At 71.6% G+C, this 23,294-nt stretch carries 22 protein-coding genes and 1 tRNA gene; 8 read left to right on the top strand and 15 right to left on the bottom strand.

The features are described from left to right. Positions 1-163 precede the first annotated feature (163 nt). Positions 164-245: transfer RNA gene (locus ACIP67_RS13090), tRNA-Tyr, on the bottom strand. Positions 246-469: 224 nt separating this feature from the next. Between ACIP67_RS13090 and ACIP67_RS13085 the strand changes: the two genes are divergently transcribed. Further along, a complete protein-coding gene (locus tag ACIP67_RS13085; protein WP_401691293.1) occupies positions 470-958 on the top strand; it encodes a YajQ family cyclic di-GMP-binding protein in 489 nt (162 codons plus the stop codon). A gap of 99 nt (positions 959-1,057) precedes the next feature. On the opposite strand, the gene ACIP67_RS13080 is transcribed toward ACIP67_RS13085, so the two are convergent. From ACIP67_RS13080 to ACIP67_RS13020, 13 genes are all read right to left on the bottom strand, one after another. Continuing rightward, positions 1,058-1,324, bottom strand: coding sequence for a GlsB/YeaQ/YmgE family stress response membrane protein (locus tag ACIP67_RS13080; protein ID WP_401691292.1), 267 nt, complete (start codon positions 1,322-1,324; stop codon positions 1,058-1,060). A gap of 372 nt (positions 1,325-1,696) precedes the next feature. Then, positions 1,697-2,089 carry a YccF domain-containing protein gene (locus ACIP67_RS13075; protein ID WP_401691290.1) on the bottom strand — a complete coding sequence of 131 codons (393 nt, stop codon included), beginning with the start codon at positions 2,087-2,089 and terminating at the stop codon, positions 1,697-1,699. Next, complete coding sequence (gene htpX, locus ACIP67_RS13070) at positions 2,086-2,949, bottom strand: zinc metalloprotease HtpX (RefSeq protein WP_401691288.1); 864 nt, start codon at positions 2,947-2,949, stop codon at positions 2,086-2,088. Before htpX ends, ACIP67_RS13075 begins: the two co-directional genes overlap by 4 nt. 213 nt (positions 2,950-3,162) lie before the next feature. Beyond that, positions 3,163-4,686 carry an NADH-quinone oxidoreductase subunit N gene (locus ACIP67_RS13065; protein WP_401691286.1) on the bottom strand — a complete coding sequence of 508 codons (1,524 nt, stop codon included), beginning with the start codon at positions 4,684-4,686 and terminating at the stop codon, positions 3,163-3,165. Then, on the bottom strand, positions 4,683-6,257 hold the full coding sequence (locus ACIP67_RS13060; protein ID WP_401691284.1) for an NADH-quinone oxidoreductase subunit M: 1,575 nt from the start codon (positions 6,255-6,257) through the stop codon (positions 4,683-4,685). The genes ACIP67_RS13065 and ACIP67_RS13060 overlap by 4 nt, the downstream gene beginning before the upstream one ends. 6 nt (positions 6,258-6,263) lie before the next feature. Continuing rightward, positions 6,264-8,255: an NADH-quinone oxidoreductase subunit L gene (locus ACIP67_RS13055; RefSeq protein WP_401691282.1), complete on the bottom strand. Its 1,992-nt coding sequence runs from the start codon at positions 8,253-8,255 to the stop codon at positions 6,264-6,266. Beyond that, positions 8,252-8,665, bottom strand: coding sequence for an NADH-quinone oxidoreductase subunit NuoK (gene nuoK, locus ACIP67_RS13050; RefSeq protein WP_401691280.1), 414 nt, complete (start codon positions 8,663-8,665; stop codon positions 8,252-8,254). The genes ACIP67_RS13055 and nuoK overlap by 4 nt, the downstream gene beginning before the upstream one ends. Next, positions 8,665-9,291 carry an NADH-quinone oxidoreductase subunit J gene (locus tag ACIP67_RS13045; RefSeq protein WP_401691278.1) on the bottom strand — a complete coding sequence of 209 codons (627 nt, stop codon included), beginning with the start codon at positions 9,289-9,291 and terminating at the stop codon, positions 8,665-8,667. Before ACIP67_RS13045 ends, nuoK begins: the two co-directional genes overlap by 1 nt. Continuing rightward, entirely contained in the window at positions 9,288-9,881 is a 594-nt protein-coding gene (locus ACIP67_RS13040) for a NuoI/complex I 23 kDa subunit family protein (RefSeq protein ID WP_401691277.1), read from the bottom strand. The genes ACIP67_RS13045 and ACIP67_RS13040 overlap by 4 nt, the downstream gene beginning before the upstream one ends. A 2-nt stretch (positions 9,882-9,883) precedes the next feature. Continuing rightward, positions 9,884-10,852 carry an NADH-quinone oxidoreductase subunit H gene (locus tag ACIP67_RS13035; RefSeq protein ID WP_389513161.1) on the bottom strand — a complete coding sequence of 323 codons (969 nt, stop codon included), beginning with the start codon at positions 10,850-10,852 and terminating at the stop codon, positions 9,884-9,886. Then, the gene (locus tag ACIP67_RS13030) at positions 10,849-12,237 is read right to left on the bottom strand and encodes an NADH-quinone oxidoreductase subunit C (RefSeq protein ID WP_401691275.1); all 1,389 of its coding nucleotides are present in this window, start codon (positions 12,235-12,237) and stop codon (positions 10,849-10,851) included. Before ACIP67_RS13030 ends, ACIP67_RS13035 begins: the two co-directional genes overlap by 4 nt. Beyond that, positions 12,234-12,854, bottom strand: coding sequence for an NADH-quinone oxidoreductase subunit B (locus ACIP67_RS13025; RefSeq protein WP_401691273.1), 621 nt, complete (start codon positions 12,852-12,854; stop codon positions 12,234-12,236). The genes ACIP67_RS13030 and ACIP67_RS13025 overlap by 4 nt, the downstream gene beginning before the upstream one ends. After that, a complete protein-coding gene (locus tag ACIP67_RS13020; protein ID WP_401691271.1) occupies positions 12,845-13,264 on the bottom strand; it encodes an NADH-quinone oxidoreductase subunit A in 420 nt (139 codons plus the stop codon). Before ACIP67_RS13020 ends, ACIP67_RS13025 begins: the two co-directional genes overlap by 10 nt. A gap of 411 nt (positions 13,265-13,675) precedes the next feature. On the opposite strand from ACIP67_RS13020, the gene ACIP67_RS13015 reads away from it, so the two are divergent. The 5 genes from ACIP67_RS13015 (at position 13,676) to ACIP67_RS12995 (ending at position 20,490) form a co-directional block, all read left to right on the top strand. Then, entirely contained in the window at positions 13,676-14,866 is a 1,191-nt protein-coding gene (locus tag ACIP67_RS13015; protein WP_401691581.1) for a sensor histidine kinase, read from the top strand. 115 nt (positions 14,867-14,981) lie between these two features. Beyond that, positions 14,982-16,370 (top strand): sensor histidine kinase, encoded by a 1,389-nt coding sequence (locus ACIP67_RS13010; protein ID WP_401691269.1) that lies wholly within the window; start codon positions 14,982-14,984, stop codon positions 16,368-16,370. Positions 16,371-16,506: 136 nt separating this feature from the next. Further along, entirely contained in the window at positions 16,507-17,178 is a 672-nt protein-coding gene (locus ACIP67_RS13005) for a LuxR C-terminal-related transcriptional regulator (protein WP_385071711.1), read from the top strand. Between the two features lie 302 nt (positions 17,179-17,480). Beyond that, the gene (locus ACIP67_RS13000; RefSeq protein WP_401691267.1) at positions 17,481-19,409 is read left to right on the top strand and encodes a 2-oxoacid:acceptor oxidoreductase subunit alpha; all 1,929 of its coding nucleotides are present in this window, start codon (positions 17,481-17,483) and stop codon (positions 19,407-19,409) included. Continuing rightward, complete coding sequence (locus ACIP67_RS12995) at positions 19,402-20,490, top strand: 2-oxoacid:ferredoxin oxidoreductase subunit beta (RefSeq protein ID WP_401691265.1); 1,089 nt, start codon at positions 19,402-19,404, stop codon at positions 20,488-20,490. Before ACIP67_RS13000 ends, ACIP67_RS12995 begins: the two co-directional genes overlap by 8 nt. Before the next feature lie 22 nt (positions 20,491-20,512). Here ACIP67_RS12995 and ACIP67_RS12990 read toward each other — a convergent pair whose 3' ends face one another. After that, entirely contained in the window at positions 20,513-20,917 is a 405-nt protein-coding gene (locus ACIP67_RS12990; RefSeq protein ID WP_401691263.1) for a winged helix-turn-helix transcriptional regulator, read from the bottom strand. Between the two features lie 118 nt (positions 20,918-21,035). On the opposite strand from ACIP67_RS12990, the gene ACIP67_RS12985 reads away from it, so the two are divergent. Next, positions 21,036-21,896 carry an NAD(P)H-binding protein gene (locus tag ACIP67_RS12985; RefSeq protein WP_401691261.1) on the top strand — a complete coding sequence of 287 codons (861 nt, stop codon included), beginning with the start codon at positions 21,036-21,038 and terminating at the stop codon, positions 21,894-21,896. Positions 21,897-22,142: 246 nt separating this feature from the next. Continuing rightward, positions 22,143-23,228, top strand: coding sequence for an EamA family transporter RarD (rarD, locus tag ACIP67_RS12980; RefSeq protein ID WP_401691259.1), 1,086 nt, complete (start codon positions 22,143-22,145; stop codon positions 23,226-23,228). The last annotated feature ends 66 nt before the right edge of the window (positions 23,229-23,294 follow it).

Raw genomic sequence — 23,294 nt, 5'->3', positions numbered from 1 at the left:
GGCCGGCAGCCGCACCGGCACGGCACCGCGCGAGCGAACGCGGCACCACGCGAGTGCCCGACACCCCACGGCGTCGACACCGCACACATCTATCAGCGACCGGAAAACGCGAAACCCCCTCCGACCTGCTGCAAGTGCAGGTCGGAGGGGGTTTCCCTCAGCGTGGCGGCGCCAGGATTCGAACCTGGGAAGGCTGAGCCGGCAGATTTACAGTCTGCTCCCTTTGGCCGCTCGGGCACACCGCCGGGTTTGCTGCCGTTCGAACCGCTTTTCGGCGGTGCTCCCTGGCAACGACGTAAACGATACCTGATGGAGGGGGGTGCTCCGCCACCTGGATTCCGCGGCGCCGGGAGAGGGCCGGGTGGCTAGGCTTGTCCGGATGCGGCCGGCGTCTGACGCCGGACTCGGCGGCAGCTCACGGACGCCGACACGCACCCGATAGCCACCCCGATACAAGGAGCCACAGGACATGGCCGACTCCAGTTTCGACATCGTCTCGAAGGTCGAGCGGCAGGAGGTCGACAACGCCCTCAACCAGGCCGCCAAGGAGATCTCGCAGCGCTACGACTTCAAGGGCGTCGGTGCCTCGATCTCGTGGTCCGGCGACAAGATCCTGCTGGAGGCGAACTCCGAGGACCGGGTGAAGGCTGTCCTCGACGTCTTCCAGTCGAAGCTGATCAAGCGCGGGATCTCACTGAAGGCGCTGGACGCGGGCGAGCCGCAGCTCTCCGGCAAGGAGTACAAGATCTTCGCGTCGATCGAGGAAGGCATCTCCCAGGAGAACGCCAAGAAGGTCGCCAAGATCATCCGCGATGAGGGCCCCAAGGGCGTCAAGGCCCAGGTCCAGGGCGATGAGCTGCGCGTCAGCTCCAAGAGCCGCGACGACCTGCAGGCCGTCATCGCCCTGCTCAAGGGCAGGGACTTCGACTTCGCACTGCAGTTCGTGAACTACCGGTAGGCATCCGGTACCGGTGGCCCCGCGCCCCCGGGAACGAGGAGGGGCGGGCTCCCGGTCGGCGCCCGCCCTTCTCGTCGGCCGGTGACGCCCGGGGCCGGTTCAGTCGCGCGAGTTGCCGAACAGGATGCGGTAGACGATCAGGAGCACGAGGGAACCGCCGATCGCCGCCGCCCAGGTGGCGCCGTCGTAGAAGTCCTTGGTGACGGGGTGGTCGAGCCAGCGGGCCGATATCCAGCCGCCGATGAACGCGCCCGCGATGCCGATGAAGGTCGTGCCGATGAAGCCGCCCGGGTCGCGGCCCGGCAGCAGAACCTTGGCGATGACTCCGGCCAGCAGCCCCAGAATGATCCAGCTGATGATGCTCATGCCCTGAACCTGCCCTCTCGTGCTGTGCCCGCACTGCCCCGGCACTGTGATGTCACTCCGGACCGGCTGTGCGTTCGTGCGTCATGTGCGTGTTCGTACGGTGTTGTGGGGGACGACGCCGGGACGGCGAGCTCCGGTTCCCCTCGTCATGGGGGTGCGGCCCATGACACAGTGCGGATCGGCCGGCCCCGGGGGACGGGGCGTGGCCGCTCTGGCCGGCCCCCTGGCGAGCCCCTGACGGCCCCTGGCCGGCAACTGCTCGTCCTCGGTCATGCGTTCATGATGCGGGCCACCACTGACGGCCGGGCCCGGGCTGTGGACGACCGGCCGGTTGTGGACGAGCGAGCCACCCGTGCGGGTGGGGCGGGTTCGTCAGCGTGAGGTGAACGGCCGGTCCGAGGGCACGATTTCGCGGCCCAGCGGGAGCAGTGAGACCGGGATCAGCTTGAAGTTGGCGACACCGAACGGGATGCCGATGATCGTGAGGCAGAGGGCGATGCCGGTGGTGATGTGCGCCAGGGCCAGCCACCAGCCGGCGAGAACCAGCCAGAGGACGTTGCCGACGCAGGACGGGGCGCCCGCGTCGCGGCGTTCGACCGTCGTGTAGCCGAAGGGCCACAGGGCGTAGACGCCGATCCGGAAGGCCGCGAGGCCGAACGGGATGCCGATGATCGTGACGCAGAGCAGCAGGCCCGCCAGCATGTATCCGAGGAAGAGCCAGAAGCCGCTGAGGACGAGCCAAATGACGTTCAGGATGGTCTTCACTGGTGGCGACCTGCCATCTTCTCGAGACGGGCGATGCGCTCGGCCATCGGCGGGTGCGTCGAGAACATCTTGGACAGTCCCTGGCCCGGGCGGAACGGGTTCGCGATCATCATGTGGCTCGCGGTCTCGATGCGGGGCTCAGGGGGCAGCGGGAGCTGTTGGGTGCCGGTCTCGAGCTTGCGCAGGGCGCTGGCGAGGGCCAGGGGGTCACCGGTGAGCTGGGCGCCGGCGGAGTCGGCCTCGTACTCGCGGGAGCGGCTGATGGCGAGTTGGATGAGGGAGGCGGCGAGCGGGCCCAGGATCATGATCAGGAGCATGCCGAGGACGCCGGGGCCGTCGTCGTCGTTGGAACGGCCGATCGGGATCAGCCAGGCGAAGTTGACCAGGAACATGATCACGGAGGCGAGCGCGCCGGCGACCGAGGAGATGAGGATGTCCCGGTTGTAGACGTGGCTCAGCTCGTGGCCGATGACGCCGCGCAGCTCACGCTCGTCGAGGAGGCGGAGGATGCCTTCGGTGCAGCACACCGCGGCGTTGCGCGGGTTGCGGCCGGTGGCGAAGGCGTTGGGGGCCTCGGTCGGGGAGATGTACAGGCGGGGCATGGGCTGGCGGGCCTGGGTGGAGAGCTCGCGGACCATGCGGTAAAGGGCCGGGGCCTCGAACTCGCTCACCGGGCGGGCGCGCATCGCGCGCAGGGCCAGCTTGTCGCTGTTCCAGTACGCGTAGGCGTTGGTGCCGAGCGCGACCAGGACCGCGACGACGAGCCCGGTGCGGCCGAAGAAGCTGCCGATGACGATGATGAGTGCGGACAGTCCCCCGAGGAGTACTGCGGTCCTGAGCCCGTTGTGCCGGCGGTGCACGGTACGCCCTCCAAGTCGTGCGGCAGGGGAACCCTTTGCTTGCTGATCTTGCCCTTTGGTCTGCGGTGCCACGGGTGTCGTGGTGTCACGTCCAGTGGAACCTCCCGTTTTGGTCAACGCCAGGCGAGGTCCACTGGTTCCCTTGTCCGCCCGTGGGCATGCGTGGGCCGTCCGGGTGAGGGCCCACGGTGGGGGGACGGTGGGGGCGGCGGCTCAGAACAGGGTGGTGTCGGCGAAGCGCAGGATCAGCTGGGGAGCTCCGGAGAGGGCGACGGCGAGGACCGCGGTGAGGGTGAGGGCGGCGGTGAGGGGGGCGGGGACGCGGTGCCTGACGGGTTCGCCCTCGGGGGCGCGGAACAGCAGTGCCGTCCACTGGAGGTAGTAGTACAGGGCGATCACCACGTTGACGGCCATGACGACGGCGAGCCAGCCCAGTCCGGCGTCGACGGCGGCGGAGAAGACGGTGACCTTGGCGAAGAGGCCGATGATGCCCGGCGGCAGTCCGGCCAGGCAGAGCAGGAAGAAGGCCAGGAGGAGGGCGGCCAGGGGGTTCTTCGCGTAGAGGCCCCGGTAGTCGGTGAGTCGGTTCGCGGGGTTCGTACGGCCGACGAGGGCCGCCACCGCGAAGGCGCCGAGGTTCACGGCGGCGTACATGAGGGCGTAGGCGACGGTGGAGCCGATCGCGTGGTCGCGGTCGTCGGAGTACGCGGCGGCGGCGATCGGGACGAGGAGGTAGCCGGCCTGGCCGACGGACGACCAGGCGAGCAGGCGGACGGCGCTGTACGCGCGCGTGGCCCGCTGGCGGAGGGCGCCGGCGTTGCCGACGGTCATGGTGAGAGCGGCCAGCGCGGCGAGGGCGGGGCCCCACACGTCGGCGTACGAGGGGAAGGCGACGACCGTGACCAGGATGAGGCCGGAGAAGCCGACGGCCTTGCCGACGACCGACAGGTAGGCGGCGACGGGGAGGGGGGCGCCGATGTAGGTGTCGGGGACCCAGAAGTGGAAGGGGACGGCGGCCGTCTTGAAGGCGAAGCCGACGAGGGTGAGGACGACGCCGGTCTGGGCGAGGGTGTGCAACTGGCCGTCCACGGCCTGGATGCGGTCGGCGACCAGGGTGAGGTGGAGGGTGCCGGTCGTGGCGTAGACGAAGCTGATGCCCAGGAGGCTGACGGCGGTGGCGGTGACGGAGGACAGGAAGAACTTCAGGGCCGCCTCGGAGGACCTGCGGTCGCCGTGCCGGATGCCGACGAGGGCGAAGGCGGGCAGGGAGGCGACCTCCAGGGCGACGACGAGGGTGGCGAGGTCGCGGGAGGCGGGCAGGAGGGCGGCGCCGGCGGCGGACGACAGCAGCAGGAACCAGAACTCCCCTTCGGGGAGCCGCTTGCGGGCGTCCTTCAGGGCCGTGACGGACAGGAGGGCGGCCAGGAGCGCTCCCGCGAGGACCAGGAACTGGATGACCAGGGTGAAGCGGTCGGCCGTGTAGCTGCACGCGCGCGGGTCGCCGGTGAGGCAGAAGGTGGAGCGGTCGCCGTCCAGGAGGGGCAGCAGGAGGGCCGTGGACGCGGCGAGCCCCGCGACGGACAGCCAACCGAGGAGCGGCTTCCTGCGGTCGGACACGAACAGGTCGGCGACGAGGACGACGAGGCCGACGAGCGCCGCGAGGGTGGGCGGGGCGATCGCGAGCCAGTCGACGGACTGGACCACCGACGCGGCCAGGGGCTGGGCCAGGGAGCTCATCGGGTGCCTCCTGAGAGGAGCTGCTGCACGGCCGGGTCGGTCAGGCCGAGCAGGGCCTTGGGCCAGAGGCCGGCGACCACGGTCAGGACGACGAGCGGTGTCCAGGCCGCGAACTCGTAAGTGCGGACGTCGGTGAGCCGCGGGGCGTCCTGCGGGAGGGCGCCCATGCAGACGCGGCGGACCACGACGAGCAGGTAGGCGGCCGTCAGCAGCGTGCCGAACGCGGCGATGGCGGTGAAGGTGAGGAAGGCGGGTCGGCTGAGGTCGTCGGCGGGGTCGAAGGCACCGAACAGGGCCAGCATCTCGCCCCAGAATCCGGCCAGGCCGGGCAGGCCGAGCGAGGCGACCGCGGCGAAGGCGAGAAGGCCGCCGAGGCGGGGTGCCCTGCCGTAGAGGGCGGCGCCGGTGGCCTCGGCGAGGGTGTCGAGGTCGGTCGTGCCGGTGCGGTCCTTCAGGCCGCCGACCAGGAAGAAGAGGAGGCCGGTGATGAGGCCGTGGGCGATGTTGGCGAACAGGGCGCCGTTCACGCCGGTCGGGGTCGTGGAGGCGATGCCGAGCAGGACGAAGCCCATGTGGCCGACGGAGGAGTAGGCGATGAGGCGCTTGAGGTCGCCCTTCGCACCCTGCTTGGCGAGCGCCAGGCAGGCCAGGGATCCGTAGATGATGCCGACGACGCCGAAGGCTGCGAGGTACGGCGCGAAGGTGTGGAAGCCGTCGGGCGCCACCGGGAGGAGGATGCGCACGAACCCGTACGTGCCCATCTTCAGCAGGACACCGGCCAGCAGGACCGAGCCGACCGTCGGGGCGGCGGTGTGGGCGTCGGGCAGCCAGCTGTGCAGCGGCCACATCGGGGTCTTGACGGCGAGCCCGATCCCGATCGCCAGCACGGCGATGGCCTGCACGGATGCGGTCAGCGACCGGCCGTTGTCAGTGGCGAGTGCCACCATGTCGAAGGTGCCCGCCCCGAGTCCGATCAGGAGCAGGCCGAGGAGCATGACCACGGATCCGAGCAGGGTGTACAGGATGAACTTCCAGGCCGCCTGGGTCCGGCCCCCGCCGCCCCAGCGGGCGATGAGGAAGTACATCGGGATCAGGACCGTCTCGAAGGCGAGGAAGAACAGCAGCAGGTCGAGGACGGCGAAGGTGGCGAGGGTGCCGCACTCGAGGACGAGCAGGAGCGCGACGAAGGCCTTCGGGTTCGGTCCCGAAGGCGGGTTGAAGTAGGAGTAGAGCGCGCAGAGGAAGGTCAGCAGCGCGGTCAGGACCAGAAGGGGGAGGGAGATGCCGTCGGTGCCGAGGTGGATGCGCACGTCGAGTGCGGGGATCCAGCTGATGTCGGTCGTGGCCTGCATCTTCGACGGCTGGTCGTGGTCGAAGCCGAGCGCGAGGACGATCGCGGCGGCGAGGATCGCGCCGGTCACGGTCACGCCGTGCCGCAGCACGGCCTGCTCGGGTGACGTCCCCTTCAGTCCCGGCGGGGCCGGGAGGAGAGCGGCGGCGGCGCCGAGGAGCGGGCCGACGACGATGAACGCCAGAAGGAACTGCATCACGGACTCGCTGATATCGGTCACGCCTGCTCACGCTCCCGTGGCGACGAGGAGGGCGGCGACCGCCAGGACGACGGTGCCGGCGAGCAGCGCGCTCACATAGGTCTGGACGTTGCCGGTCTGGGCGCGCCGTACGGCGGTGCCGAGCCAGCGGGGCAGGGTGCCCGCGCCGCGTACGTAGGTGTCGACGACCTCGCGGTCGAGGAACCGGACGAGGCTCGCTCCGGCCTGCACCGGGCGGACGAACAGGGCCCGGTAGACGGCGTCCAGGTGGAAGCCGGCGGCCGCGTGGCGGTGGAGCGGGCCGAGCAGGAGCCGTCCGGGGTCGGCCGGGTCGGGGGCGGAGGCGATGTCCCCGTAGGCGGGCGCGTGGGTCGCGATGGCCTCGGCCTCGACCTGTCCGGCGTCGGCCTCGGGGTGGGCGGCGACCGCGCCCAGGGGGACGCGGGCGGTGGCGGTGGTGTGCCGCCAGGCGCCGTAGAGGACGAGGGCGCCGGCCAGGGCGAGGCCCGTGCCGAGGACGGAGGTGGTGAGGGTCGGGGCGAGGGCCCCGCCGTCGAACCAGTCGGGGAGCGTGCGGTAGGCGAGCCCGCCGAGCGCCAGGGAGGGGACGGCGAGCACCCACAGCACGACGGTCATCGGCAGGGGCTGCCGGCCGTGGTCGGGCGCCTCGGGGCCGCGGCCGCGGAAGGCCAGCAGCCACAGGCGGGTCGCGTAGGCGGCGGTGAGGAGGGCGGTGAACAGGCCGGAGACGAGGACGACCCAGCCGGCGACGACGGGGGCGTGCTCGGTGTGTCCGGCGGTGACGTGCTCGGCGGCGCCGAGGACGGACTCCTTGGAGAAGAAGCCGCTGAACGGCGGGATCGCGGCGAGCGCGAGGAGCGCCACGGTCATGGTCCAGAAGGCGTCGGGGACGCGGTCGCGCAGGTGGCTCATACGGGACATGGCGGCCAGCGAGTTGGTGCCGGCGACGTGGATGATCACGCCGGCCGCGAGGAACAGCAGTGCCTTGAAGGCGCCGTGCGACAGGAGGTGGAAGACGGCGGCACCGCGGTCGCCGACGGCGAGGGCGCCGGTCATGTAGCCGAGCTGGCCGATCGTCGAGTAGGCGAGGACGCGCTTGATGTCGTCCTGGGCGAGCGCGGCGAGACCCGAGCCGGCCATGGTGACGGCGGCCATGACGGCGAGGACGGCCATCGCGGCCTGGGAGGCCTCGAACACCGGGAGGAGACGGGCGATGAAGTAGACGCCGGCGGCGACCATCGTCGCGGCGTGGATCAGCGCGGAGACGGGTGTCGGGCCCGCCATCGCGTCCGGGAGCCAGGTGTGCAGCGGGAACTGCGCGGACTTGCCCGCCACGCCCGCCAGGAGCAGCAGGGCGATCACGGTGGGGTGGTCGAGCCCGCCGTGCGCGACGGTGCCGAGCACCTCGGTGATCTCGAAGGAGCCGGCTTGGGTGGCGAGGGCGAACAGGCCGATGAGGAAGGGCACGTCGCCGAGCTTGGTGACCAGGAAGGCCTTGATGGAGGCGGCGCGGGCCTCGGGGGTCTCCCAGTAGTGGCCGACCAGGAAGTAGGAGCAGATGCCCATGACCTCCCAGCCGACCAGCAGCACGATCAGGTCGCCGGAGTAGACGACCAGGAACATCGCGGAGGTGAACAGGGAGACGAGCGCGGCGTACGAGGGGTAGCGGGGGTCATCTCGGAGGTAGCCGGTCGAGTAGATCTGCACGCAGGAGGCGACGAGGCCGACCAGGACGGCGACGAGGGCGGCGAAGCCGTCGATGTGCAGGGAGAGCTCGATCGGCACCGAGCCGGTGGGCGTGAGTTCGGTGGCCGCGTCGACGGCCGCGTCACCGCCCTGTCGTACGGCGACCAGGGCGGCCAGGACGAGGGAGGTGAGGGTCGGCAGGACGGCGAGCGGGCGGACGAAGCCGGGGGCCGTGCGGCCCAGGAGCAGACCGGCGGCCGCGCCGAGGAACGGCAGGAGGGGGACGAGGACGGCGAGGGTGGTCGTGGTCACGCGGTGGCCTCAGCCTTCTCGGTCCGCTCGGCCGGCTCGGCCGTCCGGGCGCCGCTGTCGGTGCCGTGGCCGTCGGGGTCGTCGCTGTGGGGGCCCTCGGCGGTGTCGCGGAGCTTGTCGATGTCCGCCGTGCCGCGGTTGCGGTGGACGGCGAGGACGATCGCCAGACCGATGCCGATCTCGGCGGCGGCGATGGCGATGGTGAACAGGGTCAGGGCCTGGCCGGAGTGCAGGGTCTCCTCGGCGGTGCGGCTGAGCCACACGTCGAAGGCGACCAGGTTGAGGTTGACGGCGTTGAGCATCAGCTCGACCGACATCAGGACCAGGATCGCGTTGCGCCGGGCCAGGACGCCGTACAGGCCGGTGCAGAAGAGGAGGGCGGAGAGGACGGCGGGATAGGCGAGGTGCATCAGTGGGCGCCTTCCTGCTCGGAACTCTCTGTGACGATCCGGGAACCTCTGGTGACACCCCGTGCGTTCACGGGGGGCGGGGTCGACTCCGCCTTCGCCTTGCGGGACAGGACGATCGCGCCGACCAGTGCGGCGAGGAGGAGGACGGAGAGTGCCTCGAAGGGGAGGACCCAGTGCTGGAAGAGGCTCGCGCCGGTGACCTCCGTCGAGCCGGCGGCCGGGCCGTCGAGGTCGATCCAGGTGGTGCGGAAGGCGTCGACGACGACCCACACCAGGGCGGCAGCGGCGGCGACGGCCACGGTGAGGGCGGCCCAGCGGTTGCCGGAGTCGGCGTCCGGTGAGCGGCCGATGGGGGCCCTGGTGAGCATCAGACCGAACAGAAGGAGGACGACGACGGAACCGACGTAGATGAGGACCTGCACCCAGGCGATGAACTCGGCGGTGAGCAGGAGGTACTCGACGGCGAGGCCGCCGAGGCTGACCACCAGCCACAGGGCGGCGTGCACGAGTTGCCGGGTGGTGACGGTGACGAGGGCGGCGCCGAAGGTGGCCAGGCCGACGAGGAGGAAGGCGATCTCGACACCGGTCGGGGAGAGGAAGCCGTGGGCTTCGGCTGCGAGGTTCACGCGTCCCCCTCCCTCTGCTGCGGCTCGGCCGTTTCCTGGGCCTGGGTGGCGGCCAGCTTCTCGGCCGTCTTGCGCGCGGCGGCGATCTCCTTCGGTTCCTCCGCGCCGGGGTCGAGGGCGGGCGGTGCCGGGACGGTCCACATCCACTCGCGGAGCTTGTCGCGTTCGTGGGTGAGCTCGCGGATGTCGGTCTCGGCGTACTCGAACTCCGGGGACCAGAACAGGGCGTCGAAAGGACAGACCTCGATGCAGATACCGCAGTACATGCACAGGGAGAAGTCGATGGCGAAGCGGTCGAGGACGTTCCGGCTGCGTTCACGGCCGCCGGGGGTCGCCGCCGGCACCGTCTCCTTGTGGGAGTCGATGTAGATGCACCAGTCGGGGCACTCACGGGCGCAGAGCATGCAGACCGTGCAGTTCTCCTCGAACAGGCCGATCACCCCGCGGGTGCGGGGCGGGAGGTCGGGCTGGGTGTCCGGGTACTGCTCGGTGACGGTCTTCCTCGTCATCGTGCGGAGGGTGACGGCCAGGCCCTTGGCGAGGCCGCTGCCGGGGATGCGGGACCGGGTGGGCGGGGACGGCTCGGCCATGGTCACTGGATCACCACCTTGACGATGCCGGTGAGGGCGATCTGGGCGAGAGAGAGGGGGACGAGGAGGGTCCAGGACAGCTTCTGGAGCTGGTCCTCGCGCAGCCGCGGGTACGTGACGCGCAGCCAGATGACGACGAAGGCCAGCAGCGCCGTCTTCAGCAGGGTCCAGACCCAGCCGAGGCCGTCGGCGCCCCAGGGGCCGTGCCAGCCGCCCAGGAAGAGGACGGTGGTCAGACCGCACAGGACGACGATCCCGGCGTACTCGGCGAGGAGGAAGAGGGCGAAGCGGAGACCGGTGTACTCGGTGTACGCCCCGAAGATGATCTCCGAGTCGGCGACGGGCATGTCGAACGGCGGGCGCTGGAGCTCGGCGAGGCCCGCGACGAAGAAGACGATCGCGCCGACGATCTGCCAGGGCAGCCACCACCACTCGAAGGCGTCGACGATCCCGGGGATCGACACCGTCCCGGCCGCCATCGCCACCGAGGCGGCGGTGAGGAGCATCGGGAGCTCGTAGGCGAGGAGCTGGGCGGCGGTGCGCAGACCGCCGAGGAGGGAGAACTTGTTGGCGCTGGCCCAGCCGGCCATGAGCGAGCCGAGGACGCCCACGCCCATCACGGCGAGAACGAAGAAGACACCCGCGTCGACCACCTCGCCGACCGCGCCCTCGCCCGGGCCGATGGGGATGGCGAGGAGAACGAGGAGGTACGGGAGGAGAGCGACGGCGGGGGCGAGCTGGAAGATGCGGCGGTCCGCGCCGGCCGGGACGACGTCCTCCTTCTGCGCGAACTTCACGCCGTCCGCGACGAGCTGGGCCCAGCCGTGGAAGCCGCCGGCGTACATGGGGCCGAGACGGCCCTGCATGTGGGCCATCACCTTGTGCTCGGTCTGGCCGACGATCAGGGGGAAGGTGAGGAAGACGACGAAGACGACCAGGAGTCGCAGGGCGACGTCGAGAGCGTCGTTCACTGCGGGCCTCCTGGGCGGTTCTCGGGGGTCTCGTCGGTAGGGGGTCGGGACTCGTCGGCGGGGGGCTCGCCGGTGCGACGCTCGTCCTCGCGGGACGCGGTGTCGCGGGACCCGGTGTGGCGGGGCTCGTCGGCGGGGGTGCCGTCGTCGCCGGACGGTTGCTCGGCGGGGGCCGGTCGCTGTACCGCGGTCCCCCGCGGGTCCGGTTCGTCGTCGAAAGCCGGGCGGGCGTGGTGCCACGGGGCGTCGGAGCTGCGCGGGGACGGCGACGGCGCCTGGTCCGGGGTGGTCTCGGCGGGAGCGGGCGTCCGCTGGCTGGCCGAGCCCTCGCTCGCGCTGCGGGACCGGCGGGGTCCGCTCGTGCTCCGGGGCGCGGGCTGGGCGGGCTGGGCGGAGCGGTCCGTCGGAGCTGTCGACGCCGTTCGGCCGGTCCCGCCAGTCCCGCCCGTCCCACCCGTCGCGCCAGTCACGCCAGTCACGCCCGTCACGCCCGTCGCGGAAGCTGAGGTGTCCGCGGATGCCGGGGCGTTCGCGGAAATCGGAGTGTCCGCGGAAGCCGGAGTGTCCGCGGGGGCCGGGGCATCCGCCGAAGCCCGGGCGTTCGTGGCCGACGGTGTGGTCGAGGGGGTGTCCGCCGACTGGCTGACCGACCCTTCGGCCGCGGACCGGGTACGGCGTGCCGGGCGCTCCCCGGCGGCCCGTGCGGGCCGGTCGCCCGCGGCCCGTACCGGCCGGTCGCCGGCCGCCGCGCGCGTCGGTCGTTCGCCGGCCGCGCGGCCCGCCGCACCCCGCGCCGGGCGGGCCGGTGCGGGCGGGAGCTGGCCCTTGAGGGGGCCCCACTCGTTCGGGTCGGGGACGCCCGGGGGCAGCATCTGGCGCCGCTTGGGGCCGCCGTGTTCGGACTCGCCGGGTTCCTTGGCGCCGGGCCAGGCCTTGGCGACGCGGGCGGCGAGGACGAAGTCCTTGCGCAGGGGGTGGCCCTCGAACCCGTCCGGCAGGAGGAGGTGGTCCAGGGCGGGGTGGTCCTGGAAGACGACCCCGAACATCTCGTGCGTCTCGCGCTCGTGCCAGGCGGCGCCCGCGTAGACGCCGACGGCGGAGGCAAGGACGGGGGCGTCGTGCGGGACCGTCGTGCGCACCAGCAGCCGGCGGACCGGCGAGAGCGCGACGACGTGCGCGGCCACGCGGAAGCCGGTGCCCGGTTCGTCGACCGCGCTCAGCCAGTCGAAGTAGGTGCAGTCGAGGCGGTCGCGGGCGGTCTCCAGGGCCGTGGTCCAGGCGGTCGGGGGAACGTCCACGGTCAGGACGTCGTAGGTCTCCTCGGCCGTGGCGTCCGGGCCGAAGAGGTCCTCGGTGGGGGTGGGCAGCCAGCCGGCCGTGGTCATCGGTCCGCCTCCCCCGGAGCCGTCCGGCCCGACGCGTCGGCCGGTGGCCGCACCAGCCCGCTCTGCAGCGCCGCGGCCGACGGGCGGGCCGGGCCGGCGGCGTACCGCTCGTCGAGGGACTCGCGCGCGATCTTCTCCTGGAGCTTGAGGATGCCCTGGAGCAGCGCCTCGGGGCGGGGCGGGCAGCCGGGGACGTAGACGTCCACCGGGATGATCTGGTCGACGCCCTTGGTCACGGAGTACGAGTCCCAGTAGGGGCCTCCGCAGTTGCTGCACGCGCCGAAGGAGATGACGTACTTCGGCTCGGGCATCTGCTCGTAGAGGCGCTTGACGGCGGGGGCCATCTTGTCGGTGACCGTGCCCGAGACGACCATGAGGTCGGCCTGGCGGGGGCCGGGCGCGAAGGGGATGACGCCCAGGCGGATGAAGTCGTGGCGGGCCATCGACGCGGCGATGAACTCGATCGCGCAGCAGGCGAGGCCGAAGTTGAAGACCCAGAGGGAGTAGCGGCGGCCCCAGTTCAGGACGACCTTCATCGGCTCGGGGGCGAGGCGGGCGAGAGCGCCCAGCCGCTTCGGCTCCGGGAGCGGTACGGGTTCCGAGGGGGTCACGTCCATGCCAGGACGCCCTTCTTGTATGCGTAGAGCAGGCCCACGGCCAGGAAGCCGAGGAAGAGGAACATCTCCACGAGGGTGGTGGCGCCGTAGCCGGGGGCCGCGAACACCGTCGCCCAGGGGAAGAGGAAGATCGAGTCGACCGCGAAGATCACGTAGAGGAAGGCGTAGACGTAGTAGCGGACCTGGGTGTGGGCCCAGCCCTCGCCGACGGGGTCGACGCCGCACTCGTACGTCAGGAGCTTCTCGGGGGTGGGGACCACCGGGCGCAGCAGGCGGCCCGCGCCGAACGCGACCGCGACGAACAACACGCCCACGGCGACGAGAAGTCCGACGACCGCGTAGGAGTGGAAGTAGTCCGACGCGACGACGGCCGTCGGGCCCTTCACCGTTTCGTGCGACGTCTGCGGCACCGTCCGTCCCTCACTCCCCGGCCTCGGCCTGTCCGACGATCTGTACGCACGGGAGTCTAGGGCCTGATAAAGGCACGGTAAGCAGCCCGTCACGTCTGGGGCAACGGGGGTGGGGTTTTCCCCAGGCGAAGGGGGCGGCGGACTCCATGGCACCACGGCGCGGCACACGGCACGCTAGCCCATATGACCGTATCCCAGCCCGCGCCCGACACCGGGCACCCGCCCGCGGCCACAGCCACCGGACACCTGGCCACAGCCACCGGACACCCGGCCTCTCCCGGAACCACTGGAACCACTGGAACCACCGGAGCAACCGGAGCAACCGGAGCAACCGGAACCGCCAGTGCCGCTGGTGTACCCGGAGCCGCCGGAACCGGCGGAGCCGGCGGAGCGGGGCGTCCGACCGCCGTGATCGTCGCCGGGCGGGCCGTGGCGGGAGGCGACGACCGTCCGCCGCCGGCGCGTCTCCCCTACGACGTGCACACGTGGAAGGAGATCGTGCACCTCCTGGCGAACCTGCCGATGTCGCTGTTCGGCTTCACGTATGTGATGACGGTGCTGTTCACGGGTGCCGCGTTGACGCTGACGGTGACCGGGCTGCCGCTGCTGGCGCTGGGGCTGCTGGGGGCGCGGCTGATCGGCCGGTTCGAGCGGGGGCGGGCGCGTCGGCTGCTCGGGGTGCGGATCGACGAGCCGAGTCCGCTGCCGTTGCGCCGGGCGGGCAACTTCCTCCAGGGCATGTGGCTGGCGCTGAAGGACCCGGTGGCCTGGCGGACGGTGCTGTACGACTTCGTCCGGCTGCCGTGGGGGATCCTCACCTTCACGACCGTTCTCGTCTCGCTGTTCGTGCTGTGGCCGGTGCTGCCGTTCCTGGCGCGCGGACTGGCCAACGCGGACCGGGCGATGGTGCGGGCGCTGCTGTCCCCGTCCGACGAACTGGAGCGGCGGATCGCCGAACTGGAGTCCGATCGGGGGGTCGTGGTGGACACGGCCGCCGCCGACCTGCGGCGCATCGAGCGGGACCTGCACGACGGGGCACAGGCCAGGCTCGTCAACCTGGCGATGGGGCTGGGTCTGGCGAAGGAGAAGCTGCTGGAGGACCCGGACGCGGCCGCGGCGATGGTCGAGGAGGCGCACGGCGAGGTGAAGCTGGCGTTGCAGGAGCTGCGTGATCTGGCCCGGGGCATCCACCCGGCCGTCCTGACCGACCGCGGCCTGGACGCGGCGCTGTCGGCGGTCGCCTCCCGCTGCACGGTGCCGGTCACGGTGACGGCCGACCTGCCGACGAGACCGGCGCAGGCCATCGAGGGCATCGCCTACTTCACGGTCTCCGAGCTGCTCCAGAACGTCAGCAAGCACAGCCGGGCGCGGTCCGCCTCCGTCGACGTGTGGCGGGTGGAGAACCGGCTGCTGATCCAGGTCGTGGACGACGGCCGGGGCGGCGCACGGCTCGACGGCGGCACCGGGATACGGGGGCTGGCGGAGCGGCTGGGCGCCGTGGACGGCATGTTCGTCGTGGACTCGCCTCCCGGCGGCCCGACGACGGTGACCGCCGAGCTGCCGTGGCGGGACCGGACCGAACCGGGCGGATCCGCGAGGTAGGGATAACCCCCCGTCCAGGACGCCGATGGCCTCCATGGTCCGTGGGCCGGTGTCCGACGAGGGTGGAGGTGGACGACGACACCCGCGGACGAGACGAGTAGAACGGACCACGCCGATGGCCACGCAGTACAGCGAGTACGGGGACTTCACGCGGTACCCGGACGGGCACGGACCCGGCGGCGCGCGGCGGCACCGGCTGCCGCTCGCGCTGCGGGCGCCGGTCGAGGCGCGGGCCTGGCGCGAGTTCGCCTATCTGCTGCTGAGCCTGCCGATCAGCGTCGTGCTGTTCACGTTCGTGGTGACGATGCTGTCGCTGGGGGCGGGCCTGCTGGTGACGTTCCTCGGGATTCCGGTGCTGGCGGCGGGGCTGGCCGGCTGCCGGGGCCTCGGTTCGGTGGAGCGGGCGCGGGCGCGGGCCCTGCTGGGTATGGAGGTGGCGCCGCCCGAGCCGCTGCGGCAGCGCGGGAGCGGTGCCCTGGCCTGGATGGGCGCGGTGCTCCGGAGCGGCGCGTCCTGGCGGCACGTGCTGTACGCGGTGCTGCACCTGCCGTGGGCGGTGTTCTCCTTCTCCGTCGCGGTCGCCTTCTGGACGTACGGCTGGGCGATGCTGACGTATCCGCTGTGGTTCTGGGTGTTCCCGATGTACGGCGGGCAGGGCGGGCTCCAGTTGTACGGGGACGAGCAGCACCGGATCTACCTCGACAACCCGTTCGAGATCACGGTGACCGCGCTGGTCGGGCTGTTGTTCACGCTGGCGACGCCGTGGATCGTGCGGGCGTTGACGACGGTGGACCGGGTGCTGGTGCACGGGCTGCTCGGGCCGTCGCGGCTGGCGTCGCGGGTGGTGGAGCTGGAGTCCGACCGGGGGGTGGTGGTCGACACGGCGGCGGCCGACCTGCGGCGCATCGAGCGGGACCTGCACGACGGGGCGCAGGCGCGGCTGGTGGCGCTGGCGATGGACCTGGGGCTGGCGAAGGAGAAGCTGCGGGAGGACCCGCGGTCGGCGGCGCGGATGGTGGACGAGGCGCACGGCGAGGTGAAGACGGCGCTGCGGGAGCTGCGGGACCTGGCGCGGGGCATCCACCCGGCCGTCCTGACCGACCGCGGCCTGGACGCGGCGCTGTCGGCGGTGGCCTCCCGCTGCACGGTGCCGGTGACGGTGGAGGTCGACCTCTCGGAACGCCCGGCGGCGGCCATCGAGGGCATCGCCTACTTCACCGTCTCCGAGCTGCTGCAGAACGTCAGCAAGCACAGCCGGGCGCGGTCGGCCTCCGTCGACGTGTGGCGGGTGGAGGACCGGCTGCTGGTGCAGGTCGTCGACGACGGTGAGGGCGGCGCGGACGCCGCCGCCGGCTCGGGTCTGGCGGGCCTGGCCGGGCGGCTGGACGCGGTGGACGGAATCCTGCTGGTGGACTCCCCGGCCGGCGGGCCGACCCGGGTGACGGCGGAGCTTCCCTGGCGGTCGGCCGAGCCGGTGGGCGGGCCGAGAACCGGACGCCGCTGAGACGTCTGTCTGTCCACAGGCGTGTCCGGCTGTCCACAGGCTCCGGGGGATCTGTCCACAGGCTCGGTGGCGAGGAGCGGATCGCGCGATACTGAGGGCCGACGACGGACGCGGAAGCGCTGGGGGGCCGGAGATCGTGGAGAACAGGGTGCGGGTGGTCATCGCCGAGGACTCGGTGCTGTTGCGGGAGGGGCTGACCCGGCTGCTGACCGACCGGGGGCATGACGTCGTGGCGGGGGTCGGGGACGCCGGGGCGCTGGTGAAGACCATCACCGAGATGGACGCGGCGGGCGAGCTGCCCGACGTCGTGGTCGCCGACGTGCGGATGCCGCCGACCCACACCGACGAGGGGGTGCGGGCCGCCGTGCAGCTGCGCAGGTCGCACCCGGGGCTCGGGGTGCTGGTGCTGTCGCAGTACGTGGAGGAGAGGTACGCCACCGAACTGCTGGCCGGTTCCAGCCGCGGCGTGGGCTATCTGCTCAAGGACCGGGTGGCCGAGGTGCGGGAGTTCGTGGACGCGGTGGTGCGCGTCGCCGAGGGCGGTACGGCACTGGACCCGGAGGTGGTCGCCCAGTTGCTCGGGCGCAGCCGCAAGCAGGACGTGCTGGCGGGACTGACCCCGCGGGAGCGTGAGGTGCTGGGACTGATGGCCGAGGGGCGGACGAACTCGGCGATCGCCAGACAGCTGGTGGTGAGCGACGGAGCGGTGGAGAAGCACGTCAGCAACATCTTCCTCAAACTGGGGCTGTCGCCCAGTGACGGGGATCACCGACGCGTTCTCGCGGTTCTCACCTACCTGAATTCGTGACGGGATGGCACTGTGCCCCCGTCAGGGCCGGCGCCGGGGCTCCGATCGGGCGCCGGCGGGCTTCATGACCGAGCCGTGAACCGGACGGTCGTCGCGGCAGAACCGGCGCGTGGGCCGGAGCGTCTTCCGGCACAGCACCGCTGGGGCACGAAATCATGACATATCAGGGCGCCGGGCCGTCTCAGGGCAGTGACCGTCATACGAATGGCCGAGGGAAGGCGACCCTTACCGACGTAGGGTTGATCCGGGGAGGCCTGGGGAAGGCCGCTCCCGGACAGCCACCTCGAGGGAGGTCCAGTTCAGTGACCAGTCAGGTCAGCAGCACAGCGGAACAGGCCGACGGATCCGTCGTGGGAGAGCAGCGCGGTCCGGGCGGGACGAAGAGCGTTCGTCGTCTCGACCGGGTGATCATCAGGTTCGCGGGAGACTCGGGCGACGGTATGCAGCTCACCGGCGACCGCTTCACCTCGGAGACGGCGTCGTTCGGCAACGACCTCTCCACCCTGCCGAACTTCCCCGCCGAGATCCGCGCACCCGCGGGCACCCTTCCCGGCGTCTCCTCGTTCCAGCTGCACTTCGCCGACCACGACATCCTCACCCCGGGGGACGCGCCGAACGTGCTGGTCGCGATGAACCCGGCCGCCCTGCGGGCCAACATCGCCGACGTACCGCGCGGCGCGGAGATCATCGTCAACACGGACGAGTTCACCAAACGGGCGATGCAGAAAGTGGGCTACGACAGCTCACCGCTGGAGGACGGCTCACTCGACGGCTACCAGCTCCATCCGGTGCCGCTGACGACACTGACCGTCGAGGCCCTGAAGGATTTCGACCTCACCCGCAAAGAGGCCGAGCGCAGCAAGAACATGTTCGCGCTCGGCCTCTTGTCATGGATGTACCACCGGCCCACGGAGGGCACGGAGAGGTTCCTGACGTCGAAGTTCGCGAAGAAGCCGGACATCGCGGCCGCCAACATCGCGGCGTTCCGCGCCGGCTGGAACTTCGGCGAGACCACCGAGGACTTCGCCGTCTCCTACGAGGTGGCTCCGGCGGCGAAGGCCTTCCCGGTCGGCACCTACCGCAACATCTCCGGGAACCTGGCCCTGGCCTACGGTCTGATCGCCGCCTCCCGCCAGGCGGACCTGCCGCTCTTCCTCGGCTCGTACCCGATCACCCCGGCCTCCGACATCCTGCACGAGCTGAGCCGGCACAAGAACTTCGGCGTCCGCACGTTCCAGGCCGAGGACGAGATCGCGGGCATCGGGGCGGCCCTGGGGGCGGCGTTCGGCGGATCGCTGGCCGTGACCACGACGAGCGGGCCCGGTGTGGCGCTGAAGTCCGAGACGATCGGGCTCGCGGTGTCGCTGGAGCTGCCGCTGCTGGTGGTGGACATCCAGCGGGGCGGCCCGTCCACCGGCCTGCCGACCAAGACGGAGCAGGCGGACCTGCTCCAGGCGATGTACGGCCGCAACGGCGAGGCACCCGTCCCGGTGATCGCCCCGCAGACCCCGGCCGACTGCTTCGACGCCGCCCTGGAGGCCGCCCGGATCGCGCTCGCCTACCGCACCCCGGTGTTCCTGCTCTCCGACGGCTACCTCGCCAACGGTTCCGAGCCCTGGCGCATTCCGGAGCCGGACGAGCTTCCGGACCTGACCGTGCAGTTCGCCCAGGGCCCCAACCACACCCTGGAGGACGGCAGCGAGGTCTTCTGGCCGTACAAGCGGGATCCGCAGACCCTCGCCCGGCCGTGGGCGGTGCCGGGCACCCCCGGCCTGGAGCACCGCATCGGAGGCATCGAGAAGCAGGACGGCACCGGCAACATCTCCTACGATCCCGCCAACCACGACCTGATGGTCCGCACCCGCCAGGCGAAGATCGACGGCATCGAGGTGCCCGACCTGGAGGTCGACGACCCGCAGGGGGCACGCACCCTGGTGCTGGGCTGGGGCTCCACGTACGGGCCGATCACGGCGGCCGTACGGCGGCTGCGGGCGGCCGGGGAGGGCATCGCGCAGGCCCATCTGCGGCATCTCAACCCCTTCCCGAGGAATCTGGGGGCGGTGCTGGAGGCGTACGACAGGGTCGTGATCCCCGAGATGAACCTGGGCCAGCTCGCCACCCTGATCCGGGCGAGGTATCTGGTCGACGCGCACTCGTACAACCAGGTCAACGGCATGCCGTTCAAGGCGGAGCAGCTCGCCACCGCGCTCAAGGAGGCCATCGATGGCTGAGACGACCGGCTCGTCCGGGGCAGGCACGGGCACGATCGAGGCGCTCTCGCTCGTGCCGAAGGCCGAGGCCCGGCAGTCCATGAAGGACTTCAAGTCCGACCAGGAAGTGCGCTGGTGCCCCGGCTGCGGTGACTACGCGATCCTCGCCGCCGTCCAGGGCTTTATGCCGGAACTGGGCCTGGCCAGGGAGAACATCGTCTTCGTCTCCGGCATCGGCTGCTCCTCCCGCTTCCCGTACTACATGAACACGTACGGCATGCACTCCATCCACGGCCGGGCGCCGGCCATCGCCACCGGTCTGGCCGCCTCCCGGCAGGACCTGAGCGTGTGGGTCGTCACCGGGGACGGCGACGCCCTCTCCATCGGCGGCAACCACCTGATCCACGCCCTGCGCCGCAACGTCAACCTGAAGATCCTGCTGTTCAACAACCGGATCTACGGGCTGACCAAGGGCCAGTACTCCCCCACCTCCGAAGTCGGCAAGATCACCAAGTCGACGCCGATGGGTTCACTCGACGCGCCCTTCAACCCGGTCTCCCTGGCCCTCGGCGCGGAGGCGTCGTTCGTGGCGCGGACCGTCGACTCCGACCGCAAGCACCTGACGGAGGTGCTGCGCCAGGCCTCCGCCCATCCCGGCACGGCTCTCGTCGAGATCTACCAGAACTGCAACATCTTCAACGACGGCGCGTTCGAGGTGCTGAAGGACAGGCAGTCGGCCGAGGAGGCGGTGATCCGGCTGGAGCACGGGCAGCCGGTGCGGTTCGGCGCCGACGGCGCCAAGGGGGTCGTACGGGACCGGGCCACCGGTGATCTGCGGATCGTCACCGTGACCGCGGAGAACGAGGCGGAGGTGCTGGTCCACGACGCGCGCTCCGCGTCCCCGACGACCGCGTTCGCCCTCTCCCGCCTCGCCGATCCCGACACCCTGCGCAACACGCCCATCGGGGTCTTCCGCGCCGTCGAACGGCCGGTCTACGACACGCAGATGGCCGAACAGCTGGACACCGCGGTCGAGCGGCAGGGCAAGGGCGATCTGGCGGCGCTGCTCGCCGGTGGGGACACCTGGACGGTCGTCGGCTGAGACGGCCCGCACCGGCGGCGGTTCACGAGGCCCGGGACGTGATGTCGCGGGCCTCGTCGTATGCCCGGCGGGCTTCCTGGACGTCGGCCAGCCGCTCCGCCGTCCAGTGCGCCAGGGCCGTCACCTGCACGGCGGCCTCGCGGCCCAGCTCGGTGAGCGAGTAGTCGACGCGCGGCGGGATCACGGGCTTGGCGTCCCGGTGGACCAGGCCGTCGCGCTCCAGGGTCTGGAGGGTCTGGGTCAGCATCTTCTCGCTGACGGTCCGGCCGAACCGGCTGATCACCCGGCGCAGCTCGCTGAAGCGGTGCGGGCCGTCGAGCAGTTCCATCAGGACGAGGACGCCCCAGCGGCTGGTGACGTGTTCCAGGACGAGCCGGGACGGACACATGCCCGCATCGTCCGTCCCCACCTGCTTGATTACCGTCATGCCAGTACCTTACTTCAAAGTGGGTACTTTCGGATAGTTAGCGCTCCTCCTAGGGTTGACGCCAGACCGCTTCCCCCGTCGCGTTCCCCCGTCGCGCATCCCGCAAGGAGTTCTCGTCATGAGCATCGTCGTCACCGGAGCCACCGGACACCTGGGCCGTCACGTCGTGGAGCAGCTGCTGGAGAAGGTTCCGGCGGAGCAGATCACCGCCGTCGTCCGCGACGAGGCGAAGGCCGCCGATCTCGCGGCCCGTGGAGTGCGGCTCGCGGTCGCCGACTACAACGTCCCCGAGACCTTCGACGGCCTGTTCGCCGCCGGGGACAGGGTGCTGCTGATCTCGGGCAACGAGTTCGACAAGGGCCGTCCGCAGCAGCACCAGGTCGTCATCGACGCCGCCAAGGCGGCCGGTGCCGCTCTGCTCGCCTACACCAGCGCCCCGGGCAGCCTCACCGCCGCACTGGCCGACGACCACCGGGCCACCGAGGACGCGCTGCTCGCCTCCGGGCTGCCGTACACGCTGCTGCGCAACGGCTGGTACCACGAGAACTACACCGAGCAGCTCGCCCCGGTGCTGGAGCACGGCGCGGTCGTCGCGGCCGCGGGCGAGGGCCGGGTCTCGTCCGCGTCCCGCGCGGACTACGCGGCGGCCGCGGTCGCCGTGCTGACCGGTGAGGGCCACGAGAACCAGACGTACGAGCTGGGCGGCGACGAGGCGTGGAGCTTCGCGGAGTACGCGGCGGAGCTGAGCCGGCGGACCGGCCGGGAGATCACCTACAACGCCGTGTCGACCGAGGCCCTCACCGGCATCCTGGCCGGCGCCGGGCTGCCCGAGCCGCTCGCGGCGATCCTCGCCGGGGTGGACGCGTCGATCGAGAAGGGCGAGCTGGTCGTCTCGACCGGAGACCTGTCCCGCCTGGCGGGCCGCCCGACCACCCCGCTCTCCGCGGCGGTCGCGGCCGCGCTCGAGAACGAGGACTGATCGACCCACCTGCCCACCTCCCCACCTCCCCACCTCCCCACCTCCCCACCTGCCCATGGCCCCACCGGCCCACCGGCCCACCGGCCCACCGGCCCATTGATCCATCAGCCCGGGGCGGGGTGCGCGCGCACTCCGGTGCCACCTCCACTCCCCGCCTGTCATGACCGTATGGCGATACGGGCATGACAGGCGGGGGCGCCCGGCGTTACCTTCGTTCACGCATGCCTGTCGTGAGAAGGAGGACCCGTGGCCGGGACGTCGAAGGGTGAGGGCCGTACCGGCCTGTTGAACGGCTTCGCGGCCTACGGGATGTGGGGGCTCGTGCCGCTCTTCTGGCCGCTGCTCAAACCCGCCGGCGCGTTGGAGATCCTCGCCCACCGCATGGTGTGGTCCCTCGTCTTCGTCGCGGCGGCGCTGGTGGTCGTGCGGCGCTGGGCGTGGGCCGGTGAGCTGCTGCGGCAGCCGCGCCGGCTGGGTCTGATCGCGATCGCCGCGGCCGTCATCACGGTCAACTGGGGCGTCTACATATGGGCGGTCAACAGCGGGCACGTGGTCGAGGCCTCCCTCGGCTACTTCATCAACCCGCTGGTCACCATCGCGATGGGCGTGCTGCTCCTCAAGGAGCGGCTGCGGCCCGTGCAGTGGGCGGCGGTCGGCGTCGGCTTCGCCGCGGTGCTGGTCCTCACCATCGGTTACGGCCGCCCGCCGTGGATCTCTCTGTGTCTCGCGTTCTCCTTCGCCACGTACGGGCTGGTGAAGAAGAAGGTCAACCTCGGTGGGGTGGAGTCGCTGGCCGCCGAGACGGCGATCCAGTTCCTGCCCGCTCTCGGCTACCTGTTGTGGCTCTCCGCGGACGGGAGCTCCACCTTCACCGGCGAGGGTGCCGGGCACGCCGGCCTGCTCGCCTCCACCGGCATCGTGACCGCGATCCCGCTCGTCTGCTTCGGCGCGGCGGCGATCCGCGTGCCGCTGTCCACGCTGGGTCTGTTGCAGTACCTGGCGCCGGTCTTCCAGTTCCTGCTCGGCGTCCTCTACTTCCACGAGGCCATGCCGCCCGAGCGTTGGGCCGGGTTCGCCCTGGTCTGGTTGGCGCTGACCCTGCTCACCGCGGACGCGCTGCGCACGGCCCGGCGGGCGGCCCGCGCACTCGCCGTCGGCACGCCCGGCCCCGTGGCCGGGCCGGATACGTCGGAGCCGGGGAAGGCTGCGGGTTCGGTTCCGGCTTCGGTTCCGGCTTCGGTTCCGGCTTCGGTTCCGGCTTCGGCTTCGGTTCCGGCCTCGGCTAGCGCTCCGGCCCCGGCTCGGGCTACCGCTCCGGTCGCCAAGCCGTAGGCCGACGGGACGACACCCGATCGGGCCGCGACGCGCGAGGGCGCGCGGAGGCGTCCGGTCCACGCG

The organism is Streptomyces sp. NPDC088812 (assembly GCF_044750285.1).
In the GTDB taxonomy this organism is placed as follows: domain Bacteria; phylum Actinomycetota; class Actinomycetes; order Streptomycetales; family Streptomycetaceae; genus Streptomyces.
Note: the sequence above shows the minus strand (reverse complement) of the source record. Positions and strands in the feature narration are given on the sequence as shown.